6 protein-coding genes and 1 pseudogene are annotated in these 11,776 nt (G+C 72.2%); 3 read left to right on the top strand and 4 right to left on the bottom strand.

The annotated features are described in order from the left end of the window. The first annotated feature begins 348 nt into the window (after nucleotides 1-348). Nucleotides 349-5,673, top strand: a complete 5,325-nt coding sequence (locus Aiant_RS12595; RefSeq protein ID WP_212847053.1) for an ATP-binding protein — start codon at nucleotides 349-351, stop codon at nucleotides 5,671-5,673. Here Aiant_RS12595 and Aiant_RS12600 read toward each other — a convergent pair. After that, the gene (locus Aiant_RS12600; RefSeq protein ID WP_212847056.1) at nucleotides 5,642-6,868 is read right to left on the bottom strand and encodes an MFS transporter; all 1,227 of its coding nucleotides are present in this window, start codon (nucleotides 6,866-6,868) and stop codon (nucleotides 5,642-5,644) included. The genes Aiant_RS12595 and Aiant_RS12600 overlap by 32 nt on opposite strands. Next, nucleotides 6,865-7,539: an AMP-binding protein gene (locus tag Aiant_RS12605; RefSeq protein ID WP_189337032.1), complete on the bottom strand. Its 675-nt coding sequence runs from the start codon at nucleotides 7,537-7,539 to the stop codon at nucleotides 6,865-6,867. Before Aiant_RS12605 ends, Aiant_RS12600 begins: the two co-directional genes overlap by 4 nt. Before the next feature lie 447 nt (nucleotides 7,540-7,986). On the opposite strand from Aiant_RS12605, the pseudogene Aiant_RS12610 reads away from it, so the two are divergent. Beyond that, nucleotides 7,987-8,973: pseudogene (locus Aiant_RS12610) on the top strand (IS481 family transposase); the annotation flags it as partial. 175 nt (nucleotides 8,974-9,148) lie between these two features. Here Aiant_RS12610 and Aiant_RS12615 read toward each other — a convergent pair. Both Aiant_RS12615 and Aiant_RS12620 read right to left on the bottom strand, forming a co-directional pair. Continuing rightward, on the bottom strand, nucleotides 9,149-10,864 hold the full coding sequence (locus Aiant_RS12615) for a 2-isopropylmalate synthase (RefSeq protein ID WP_229831430.1): 1,716 nt from the start codon (nucleotides 10,862-10,864) through the stop codon (nucleotides 9,149-9,151). Between the two features lie 69 nt (nucleotides 10,865-10,933). Continuing rightward, on the bottom strand, nucleotides 10,934-11,272 hold the full coding sequence (locus tag Aiant_RS12620) for a hydroxyisourate hydrolase (protein WP_189336520.1): 339 nt from the start codon (nucleotides 11,270-11,272) through the stop codon (nucleotides 10,934-10,936). 305 nt (nucleotides 11,273-11,577) lie between these two features. On the opposite strand from Aiant_RS12620, the gene Aiant_RS12625 reads away from it, so the two are divergent. Next, a complete protein-coding gene (locus Aiant_RS12625; RefSeq protein WP_189336521.1) occupies nucleotides 11,578-11,772 on the top strand; it encodes a hypothetical protein in 195 nt (64 codons plus the stop codon). The last annotated feature ends 4 nt before the right edge of the window (nucleotides 11,773-11,776 follow it).

Here is an 11,776-nt window from a genome sequence, read left to right on the forward strand (position 1 = left end):
CTGGACCACAGCGCCCTAACTCGTACCCCGACAGGGCCGTGGAGACCAGCCCGACCACCCCGGCTGGACCACAGCGCCCTAACTCGTGCCCTGATAGGGCCGTGGAGGCCAGCTGAGGATCGGGGGCGCGCAACGGGCCGGGGCACGGCGGGCCTCGCGTCGGCCGGGACGCACTCGACCGGCCGCGAGGCGGGTGCGATAGGCGTACGCAAATGGGGTCTTGAATCGCAAGATGGGGCACAGGCTGGGGTTTTAGGGGTGTTTCGGGTTTCTCGCGGCGCGTTACGGTGCGTCAGGCCCGCATCCCGATGGGTGCGTCCAGGCGTGCGGTGATGGGGAGGCTCAGCGGTGTTCGAGCGTGTTGCGATCGTCAACCGTGGGGAAGCCGCGATGCGGCTCATTCACGCCGTGCGGGATCTTTCGGCGCAGACCGGCAAGAGCGTGCGGACGGTGGCGCTGTACACCGATGAGGATCGGACAGCGACGTTCGTCCGGGAGGCGGACCTCGCTCATCCGATCGGCCCGGCGGCGGCGCGGCCCTATCTGGACCATGCGGTGCTGGAGCGGGCGCTGCTCGCCACCGGGGCCGACGCGGCCTGGGTGGGCTGGGGGTTCGTAGCCGAGGATCCGGCGTTCGCGGAGTTGTGCGAGCGGATCGGGGTCGTCTTCATCGGACCGAGTCCGGAGGCGATGCGGCAGCTCGGTGACAAGATCGGGTCGAAGCTGATCGCCGAGAAGGTGGGCGTTCCGGTCGCGCCGTGGAGCCGGGGCGAGGTCGCCACGCTGGCCGACGCGCTGCGGGCCGGCGACGAGATCGGATATCCGCTGATGCTCAAGGCGACCGCGGGCGGCGGCGGGCGCGGGATCCGGATGGTCGCCTCGGCCGCGGACCTGACCGAGGCCTACGAGCGGACCAGCCAGGAGGCGCTGCGGGCGTTCGGCTCCGGGGTGGTGTTCCTGGAACGGCTGGTCACCGGCGCCCGGCACGTCGAGGTGCAGGTGATCGCGGACGGACAGGGGACCGCCTGGGCGCTGGGCGTGCGGGACTGCTCGGTGCAGCGGCGCAACCAGAAGGTGATCGAGGAGTCCGCGTCCCCGGTGATGGCCCCGGAGCAGGCCGCCGAGCTGAAGGCGTCGGCGGTGCGGCTGGCCCTCGAGGTCGGTTACCGTGGCGCCGGCACCGTCGAGTTCCTGTACCACCCCGGCGAGAAGCTGTTCGCCTTCCTCGAGGTGAACACCCGCCTCCAGGTGGAGCACCCGATCACCGAGATCACCACCGGGACCGACCTGGTCCGGCTCCAGTTGCACGTGGCGGCCGGTGGCCGGCTGGCGGGCGCGCCGCCGGTGGAGGCCGGGCACGCGGTCGAGGCCCGGCTCAACGCCGAGGACCCGGACCGCGACTTCGCGCCGTCTCCCGGCCGGATCGCCCGGCTCGACCTGCCGGCCGGGCCCGGCATCCGGGTGGACACCGGGGTCGGTGCGGGCGACAGCATCCCGGCGGCGTTCGACTCGATGATCGCGAAGATCATCGCGTACGGGCGGGACCGGGACGAGGCGCTCGGGCGGCTGCGGCGGGCGATGGCCGAGACCACGGTGATCATCGAGGGTGGCGCCACCAACAAGAGTTTCGTGCTGGACCTGCTCGACCAGCCCGAGGTGATCGACGGCAGCGCCGACACCGGCTGGATCGACCGGGTGCGTGCCGACGGCCGGCTGGTCGGGCACCGGCACTCGGCGATCGCGCTGGCCGCGGCGGCCATCGAGGCGTACCGGGACGAGGAGGAGATCACCCGGCAGCGGCTGCTGGCCACCGCGCGAGGCGGGCGTCCGCAGGCCCGGCACGAGTCCGGCCGTCCGCTCGACCTCAAGCTGCGCGGCATCGCCTACCGCGTGCGGGTCGCCCGGGCGGCGGGCGACCGCTTCCGGGTCGGCATCTGCGCCGCGGGCAGCGACCCGCACCACGCCGACGTCCAGGTGGAACGGTACGACGCGCACACCGGCCGGCTGATCGCGAACGGTCACCGGTTCCGGGTCGTGTCGGCCACCCACGGACCGGTGCACACCGTCGAGGTGGACGGGGTGACGCACCGGATCAGCCGGGACGAGGGCGGCGTGGTGCGCGCCCCGGCGCCGGCGCTGGTCGTCGCGACGCCGCTCGCGGTCGGTGACGAGGTGGCCGCGGACGCCCCGGTGCTGGTGCTGGAGAGCATGAAGATGGAGACGGTGCTGCGGGCGCCGTTCCGGGCCAGGGTGCGGGAGTGCCCGGTGGTGGTCGGCAGCCAGGTGGAGACCGGCGCGCCGCTGATGCGACTGGAGCCGATCGCCGGCACGGAGGCCGGCGAGGCCGGGGCGGAGCCGGTCGCGAAGATCGAGATCGACCTGCCGGCGGAGTCGTCGTCGCTGCCCACGGCCGAGGGCGGGGTCCGCGAACTGCGGGCGCTGCTGCTCGGTTACGACACCGACGGGGAGCACCGGCAGCGGACCCTGACCGAATATCTGGCCGCGCGTTCCGCGTCGGACAGCGATCCGCTGGCCGCCGAACTCGACCTGCTGACCGTCTTCGCCGACCTGCTGGAACTGGGCCGCAACCGGCCCGACGACAGTGTCGCCCGCAGTGCCCGGGAGCTCTTTCACACCTACCTGCAAAGCCTGGACGTGGAACGGGCCGACCTGCCGCCGTCGTTCCAGGGCAGGCTGCGCCGGGTCCTCGCCCACTACGGGGTGACCGAGCTGGACCGGACGCCGCGGCTCGAGGACGCGGTCTTCCGGATCTTCCTGGCCCAGCAACGGATCTCCGACGACGCCGCGATCGTCGCCACGGTGCTGCGCCAGTGGCTGGCCGGCCCGCCCCCCGCCGACGTGGAACCGACCGGCCGCGTCCTGGAGCACCTGATCGAGGCGACCCAGGTCCGCTTCCCCGCCCTCTCCGACCTGGCCCGCGGCGTGGTGTTCCGCTGGTTCGTCCAGCCGATGCTGCGTCGTGAGCGCGCCGAGGTCTACGCCGCGGTCCGCGCCGACCTGCGCCACCTCGACCAGCACCCGGACGCGCCGGACCGGGCGGACCGGATCGAGCGCATGGTGGCCCGCGCCGAGCCGCTGGTCCGGCTGTTCGGCCAGCGGATCGGCCGCCCCGGCCGCGACCACTCGGCGCTGCTGGAGGTGCAGGCCCGCCGGTATTACGGCGGGGCCACGGGACCGGAGTTCGCCACGGCCGCGACCCCGCTGTCCGGGTTGGATCAGGTGCTGGACGGGCTGCCGGCGCACACCACCGAAGCCGACGTCTACGTCGCCTGGCCCGATCAGCCCGACGCCGACGCGATGGCGACCCGGCTGGGCGTGCTGATCGCGGACCACCCGCTGCCGGCCGGCCTGCACCGGATCACCGTGGCGGTCCCGGCCGCCCGCGGGACCGTGCACCATCACTTCACCTTCCGCCGGGGCAGCGCGGGCTTCACCGAGGACCTGCTGCTCCGGGACATGCACCCGCGACTCGCCGAACGGTTGCGGCTGCCGGCGCTGAGCGCGTTCGACCTGACCCGGCTGCCCTCGCCGGACGAGGAGATCTACCTGTTCCGGGCGGTCGCGAAGAGCAATCCGGCCGACGAGCGGCTGATCGCGATGAACCAGATCCGCGACCTGACGCCGCTCTGCGACGCGGACGGCACCGTGGTGGCGCTGCCCACCGCGGAGGCGGCGCTGGCGTCCAGTCTGGACGCGATCCGCGCGGTGCAGGCCCGCCGGCCGGCGCACCAGCGCTTCGACACCAACCGGATCGTGATGTACGCCTGGCCGTCCACCGACCTGTCCCGGGCGGACCTGGACGCGCTGGTCCGGCGCACGCTCCCGACCACGGCCGGTGCGGGCCTGGAGGAGATCCTGATCATCGGGCGGCAGCCGGACGAGGTGGCGGTGCGGATCGTCTTCGAGCCCGGGCAGGAGCCCCGGGTCGAGGTGGGGCCGCCGCCGGTCGAGCCGGTGCGGCCGGTGGACGGCTACCGGCAGAAGGTGTTGCGGGCCGCTCGGCGAGGGACGGTCTATCCGTACGAGCTGGTGGAGTTCCTCGGCGCGTTCTCCGAGTACGACCTGGACGAGCAGCATGCCCTGGTCCCGGTCGACCGGCCGAAGGGCCGGAACACGTCCGCGCTGGTCGCGGGGGTGGTCCGCACGGTCACCTCCCGGCATCCGGAGGGGATCGCCCGGGTCGTGCTGCTCGGTGACCCGACCAAGTCGCTCGGCGCGCTCTCCGAGCCGGAGTGCCGCCGGGTGATCGCCGCCCTCGACCTCGCCGATCGGCTCGGCGTGCCGCTGGAGTGGTACGCGCTGTCCTCAGGCGCGCGGATCTCGATGAGTTCCGGCACCGAGAACATGGACTGGGTCGCCGCCGCGCTCAAACGGATCGTCGAGTTCACCCAGGCCGGCGGCGAGATCAACATCGTGGTCGCGGGCATCAACGTCGGCGCCCAGCCGTACTGGAACGCCGAAGCCACCATGCTCATGCACACCAAGGGCATCCTCGTCATGACCCCGGACTCGGCAATGGTCCTGACCGGCAAACAGTCCCTGGACTTCTCCGGCGGCGTCTCGGCCGAGGACAACTTCGGCATCGGCGGCTACGACCGGGTGATGGGCCCCAACGGCCAAGCCCAGTACTGGGCACCGAACCTGATGGCCGCCCGCGACGTCCTCATGGCCCACTACGAACACACCTACGTCGTCCCCGGCGAGACCGGACCGCGACCGGTGGCCACATCCGACCCCGCCTCCCGCGACATTTCGGACTTCCCGCACGTGGTCGACGGCAGCGACTTCACCACCGTCGGCGAGATCTTCTCCCCGACCGCGAACCCGGACCGCAAAAAGCCGTTCGACATCCGTACGGTCATGCGCGCTCTCGCCGACCAGGACCACCCCGTCCTGGAACGCTGGGCCGGGATGGCCGACGCCGAAACCGCCGTCGTGCAGGACGCCCACCTCGGCGGCCAGCCCGTCTGCCTGCTCGGCATCGAATCCCGCTCGGTGCCCCGGCGCGGGTTCCCGCCCACCGACGGCCCGGACACCTACACCGCCGGCACCCTGTTCCCCCGCTCGTCGAAGAAGGCCGCCCGGGCGATCAACGCGGCCAGCGGCAACCGGCCCCTGGTCGTGCTCGCCAACCTCTCCGGCTTCGACGGCTCCCCCGAATCCATGCGCAAACTCCAACTCGAATACGGCGCCGAGATCGGCCGGGCGATCGTCAACTTCCAGGGCCCGATCGTGTTCACCGTCATCTCCCGCTACCACGGCGGCGCGTTCGTCGTCTTCTCCAAAGCCCTGAACCCGAACATGACCGTCCTGGCCCTGGAGGGCTCGTTCGCCTCCGTGCTCGGCGGGGCACCGGCCGCCGCCGTGGTCTTCACCAGCGACGTCACCAAGCGCACCGCCACCGACCCGCGGGTCATCGAACTCCAGGCCGAGGTCAGCGCCGCGACCGGGGCGGAGCGAGCCACATTGAACGCCCGGCTCGCCGACCTGCAGGCCACTGTCCGGGCGGAGAAGCTCGGCGAGGTGGCGACCGAGTTCGACAGGGTGCACAGCATCCAGCGGGCCGTCGAGGTCGGCTCGGTCGACGCGGTGATCAAGGCCGCCGAGCTGCGGCCACGGATCATCGACGCGATCCGCGGGAGCCGGCCGTGACCAGCTCGGGCAGCGGATCGCCGCGGCCGGCCAGCTCGTACCGCAGCACCCGCCGGGCGATGGCCGCCGCCAGCAGGAACAGGGCGGCCACGGCGAGCCAGGCGAGGCCGTACCCGAAAGTGTCGGCGATCGCGCCGAGCGGGATCGGCCCGGCCACGAAACCGGTGAAGAAGCCGAGCGAGAGCAACGCCGAGGACGGGCCGAGCGGGCCGCAGCGCCGGTCCCGGACGATCAGGACCATGGTGACCGCGTTCGCGCCGACCGCGGTGGCGCCGACCCCGATCGTGCCGGCCCAGAGCGCGACCGGCCCGAGCCCGGCGGCCGCCCAGATCAGGATCGCGGAGCCGGCCGCGCACACGGCCAGCCGGCGCAGCAGCGGGCTGAGCACGGTCAGCGCGGCCGCGTGACGGGACCAGAGCAGGCGGGACACCACCCCGGCGATCCCGAGCGCCGCGATCAGCACGGCCGAGGTGCCCGCCGACTGGTGCAGCCGTTCCTGGCCGTAGAGCGTGGCGAAGGTGGCCACCGCGGACACCCCGCAGCCCAGTGCGGCCAGGAAGACCATGAGCAGGGCCAGGAACCGGTTGGGACGGGCCGGGCGCCAGGTGAACGGACGCCGGGGCGCCGGCCGGGCCGGGACCCGCGCCGCGGTCACCGCCAGCGCGGCCAGTGCGAGCGGAGCGCCGGCCAGCAGGACCGCACGCCAGCCGGCCAGCTCGGTGAGCAGCGGCGCGGCCAGTCCCACCACCAGCGCCGAGAGCTGCACGCCGGCCTGTTTGCGGCCGACCGCGCCGGCCCGCTCGTCCGGGTCGAGGTTCTCGGTGATCGCCAGGTTGGTGGCCGGGTTGGACAGCGCCTGGCCGACGCCGCTCAGGACCATGGCGGCGACCAGCCCGGCGTAGCCGGCGGCCGAGCCCATCAGCACGAACGCGGCGGCGGCCACGCCGAAGAGGGTGAGCAGCGCGGTCCGGGCGCCGAGCCGGTCGACCAGTCCGCCCGACCACAGCGACAGCACCGCCGCCGTACCGAACACCGCGGCCGGCAGCACGCCCAGCGCGGCGCGGGAGACCCCGAACGTCGCCGTGATCTGCGCGCCCACCGCCCCGACCGAGTAGAGCACCGAGGTCGGCAGCGCCATGGCCAGCACCAGGACCGGCCCGAGCAGCCGGGCCCTCGCTCGCACGGTGGCGGTCATTCCGAGGGCCTGCCGGGGGCGAGTTCGAGCCGGGCGCCGAGCACCAGGGGCAGGAAGAACTCCAGGACGACCGGCCCCGCCGCGAGGCGCGGGTCGGCGGCGCACCTGTCCAGCAGGGTGGCCAGGTCGTCGTGTGTCAGCCGGATCGTCACCGGCCGGCCGGAGGTGCCGAACACCCAGGTCAGCACCGCCACCGCGGCGCCGTCCGGGATCGCCACCCAGGGCGGCTCGGTGGGCGCCGCGACGACCTCGACGATCGGCACGGCCGGCACGCCGTCCGGCGCCGGGAAGCCGGGGGCCACCACGGCGGCGCGGATCTCGTCCGGGTCCGGCACCGAGAGGTCCAGGTGGTCCGGGCCGACCGGCAGGCAGGCCGCGCCGGCCAGCCAGACGCCGAGCATCGCGGCGACCAGCTCGGTGCCGCGGCCCGCGGCGATCGCGACCACGTCACCCGGCTCGACGCCGGCCTCGACGAGGTCCCGGCGGGTGCGGGCGGCGGCGTGCCAGAGTTCGGCATACGTCGCCAGGTACCCGCCGTCGTCGACCGCGACCAGGTCCGGGGTCTCGGCGGCCCGGCGGGCGAGCACTCGCAGCACCGGTTCGGCGCGGCGGGCGCCGGACGGGAACGCCGACAGCGGCGCCGGGGGCGCCTGAAGCAGGGCAGCAGTCATCGAAGTCACCTTGTTCCTCGGGCGGGGGCGCGGCGCGACCGCCGGCGCTGATGTCGAAAGACGGTGCCCGGTGCAGGTGCACCATCGGATGACATCGACGGTAATCAGCCGCCCGTGGTGCCGTACACCCCAGACTTCGCGCTACGAGGCAACCCCTAAACCACGTGTGGCCCGCGCCGGACCGGCTCCCGGGCTGGCGCTCATGGCCCTACCCGGGCTTGCGAAAGGGCCGTGAGGGCCAGCCCGAGAAACGGAGCTGGCACTCATGGCCCTACCCGGGACTCCGAAAGGGCCGTCAGGGCCAGCCCGAGAAACGGAGCTGGCGCTCATGGCCCTACCTGTTCTGCTCACGGACGTTGGTAACGGGGCTGACTTGCTGAAATAGGTGAGGACCTCCGGGTGAGGTGGAGCTTGTCGAAGGTTCCACACCACACCCGGGAGGTCCTCGTGCCCCACGCTAACGCTCCGTTGACCGAACGCGGCCGATTGAGGCTGGCCCGGTGCGTCGTCGATGACGGCTGGTCGCTACGGCGGGCCGCGGATCGGTTCCAGGTCAGCCCGACGACAGCGAAACGCTGGGCCGACCGCTACCAGAGCGAGGGCGCCGCCGGCATGCGCGATCGGCCCAGCCGGCCGCGTCACAGTCCCCGCCGCACACCCCGGCCGATCGAACGACGAGTGTTGCATCTACGTCGCAGCCAGCGCCTGGGCCCGGTCCGGATCGGTTGGCGACTCGGCTTGCCCGCCTCGACCTGCCACGCGATCCTGCGCCGGGCCGGTGCTGTACCCCTGACGCATCTGGACCGGGCCACCGCCGAACCGGTCCGCCGCTACGAACACGAAGCGCCCGGCGATCTGATCCACGTCGACGTCAAGAAACTCGGCAACATCCCCGACGGCGGCGGCTGGCGCACCCAAGGCCGCGCCCAGGGCAAACTCAACCGCACCGCCACGACCGGGCACCGCACCGACAGGTTCGGCGGCGCCCGGCTCGGCTACGCCTACCTGCACACCGCCCTCGACGACCATTCCCGCCTGGCCTACACCGAAATCCTGGCCGACGAAACGAAAGAGACCGCCACCGCCTTCTGGCGACGCGCCCACACCTGGTTCGCCGGCCACGGCATCAGCATCGCCCGGGTACTGACCGACAACGGCTCCTGCTACATCTCCCGCCTCTGGCGCGAGACCTGCGCCGAGCTGGGCGTCACCGTGAAAAAGACGCGTCCTTACCGGCCGCAGACCAACGGCAAAGTGGAACGCTTCCACCGCACACTGGCCGATGAATGGGCCTACTCCAAGCCATACACCAGCGAAAACGCCCGCCGCAAAGCCCTACCCCGTTTCCTGCACACCTACAATCACCACCGCTACCACTCCGCCATCGGCGGCTCACCCGCCAGCCGCGTTCCTAACCTCTCTGGGCAGAACACCTACCCGGGACTTCGAAAGGGCCGTCAGGGCCAGCCCGAGAAGCCGAGCTGGCGCTCATGGCCCTAACGGGGACTGCGGAAGGGCCGTGAGGGACAGCCCGAGAAGGGGGCTGGCGCTCATGGCCCTGCCGGGGGCTGCGGAAGGGCCGTGAGGGCCAGCCCGGGAAGCGGGGTGGTCAGCCGGCGCGTTTACAACTCCAGGGCATCGGGTCCGACCGCGGCGCGCCCAGCTGGAGTGCCCGGGTGATGGCGGCGCGGACCGCGGCGCGGGCGGCCCCGTCCAGGTCGTCGTCGGCGCCCATGCCCCAGACCCGGCGCTGCCCGATCAGCAGCTCGGCGTAGACGACCACGTCGTTGCGGCGGGAGTCGGCGGCGCTCACCCCGATCCGGTGCACCTCGTGCACCTGCATGCCCCAGGACGCGAGGTGGTCCTCCAGGTCGCCGAGGGCGTCGGCCCTGCTCGCCCCGACGGCGAAGGCGTCACCCTGCACGTGCAGGGTGGTCGGCACCGGCTTGCGGAAGGCGACCGGGACGGTGACGAAACGGGGTGAGGCGTACTCGTCGAAGAACAGCCGGCCGACCTCCTCCGGCTCGATCTCGCAGCCCCGCTCGTCGGCGGCCGCCTGCACCGTGCCGGCGAACTCGATCCGCAGGTCGCGGGGCAGTTCCAGGCCCTGGCGGGAGCTGAGCACGTACGCCACCCCGCCCTTGCCGGACTGGCTGTTGATCCGCACCACCGACTCGTAGGTGCGGCCCACGTCGTGCGGGTCGAGCGGCAGGTAGGGAATGTCCCAGCGCAGCCGCTCCGGGTCGGCGCCCTGCGCGAGCGCCCTCGCCCGTACGTCGAAGCCTTTTTTGATCGCGTCCTGATGCGAACCGGAGAACGCGGTGAAGACCATGTCGCCGCCATAGGGATGCCGCGGGTGCACCGGCATCTCGTTGCACCACTCCACGGTCCGCCGGATCCGGTTCAGGTCGGTGAGGTCGAGTCCCGGGTCGACGCCGTGGGTGAGCAGGTTGAGCGCAAGCGTGACCAGGCAGACGTTGCCGGCTCGCTCGCCGTTGCCGAACAGGCAGCCCTCGATCCGCTGGGCGCCGGCGAGCACCGCCATCTCGGCGGAGGCGACGCCGGTGCCCCGGTCGTTGTGCGGATGCACGGAGAGGCAGACGTGCTCGCGGCGGGACAGGTTCCGGTCCAGCCACTCGATCTGGTCGGCGAAGACGTTGGGGGTGTTGCGCTCGACCGTGGTCGGGAAGTTCAGCGTGATCGGCCGGCCCGGCCCGGGCTGCCACACGTCCATCACCGCCTCGCAGACCTCCAGGGAGAAGTCCAGCTCGGTGTCGGCGAACATCTCCGGCGAGTACTGGAAGCCCAGGTCGCAGTCGGCGAGGGTGCGGTCGGCGTACTTCATGAAGAGCCGGGTGCCCTGCACCGCGAGGTCCTTGCACTCCGAGCGGGACAGCCCGAAGACCATCCGGCGGAACTGCGGCGAGGTCGCGTTGTACAGATGCACGGTCGCCATCCGCGCGCCGGCCAGGCTCTCCACCGTCTGCCGGATCAGCTCGTCGCGCGCCTGGACCAGCACCGAGATGCGGACGTCGTCGGGGATCAGGTCCTCCTCGATCAGCATCCGCAGGAAGTCGTGGTCGTCCTGGCTGGCCACCGGGAAGCCGACCTCGATCTCGGTGAAGCCCATCTCCACCAGCAGGTGGAACATGGCCAGCTTGCGGTCCGGGCTCATCGGCGTCACCAGCGACTGGTTGCCGTCGCGTAGGTCGGTGCTCAGCCATCGGGGTGCCGCGCCGATGGTGCGGGCCGGCCAGGTGCGGTCGGGAAGGTCCACGGTCGGCGGCATCGCATAGCGCCGCGGCACGGACGGGTTGCTCCTCACTTGGCCGTTCCTCTCTTCTTACGCGAGATTGCCGATTACGCGAGATTGCCGATTACGCGAGATTGCCGATTACGCGAGATTGCCGAAATAGAGCGAGTAGGAGTACGGAGTCATCAGCACCTGCACCTGGCACGTGTGCGGCTCGCCGGCCACCCGGAACACCACGCTGATCTCCGGATAGGCGGCGTTCACCCCGAGCCCGGCGAAGTAGTGGTCGCTGTCGAAGACGATCCGGTACGGGCCACGCGCGAGCCGGCCCTCGACGAAGACCGGGATCGCGCCGGTCTCGTCGGTCGCCGCGGACGCCACCGTCTGCCAGCGGCCGTCGACTCCCTGGTCGAGACGTGCGCGTACACCCGCAGCGGGTTTGCCGTAGACGCCGTCCAGGGCCTGCGCCGAGACGCTCATGCCGATCACCTGCCTGTCGCAACCGCGCGGGTGACGGATCCGACCGCCGGGTCCCGCGCCGAGGCCGGTCCGTCCGGCCTCCGGTCCCGATGGTGATCGCAGGCGCTATCGCCGCGCCTATCGATGCGTTATCCGGCGGCCTTCGGCCCTTATCGACGGCCCTTATCGCCCCGGATCCCGATGCGATGGCGGGGGCCGTTGCGCAGCGATAACGGGGCGATGAGGAACGTCCATAGCGTTCTTCTCAGCAAGGCGGAGAGCACGACGCCCCGCCGGATCCCAGACACGAAAGAGCAGGTAGAACCATGCGCAAGAACGCCCGCATCGCGTCGGTCAAGGTCGCTTTCGCCATCGTTCTGGCGGCCGCCCCGGTGGCCGCGGTCTTCGCCGCCGCCACGACCGGCTCGACCCCGGCGAGCTCGGTCAGCGTGCAGTCCGAGGGCGGCTCGACCCCGACCCCCACCCCGACCTACACCACCGATGACACCCAGTGGGGCTGATCGA

Origin of the sequence: Actinoplanes ianthinogenes (assembly GCF_018324205.1) — a bacterium.
GTDB lineage: Bacteria > Actinomycetota > Actinomycetes > Mycobacteriales > Micromonosporaceae > Actinoplanes > Actinoplanes ianthinogenes.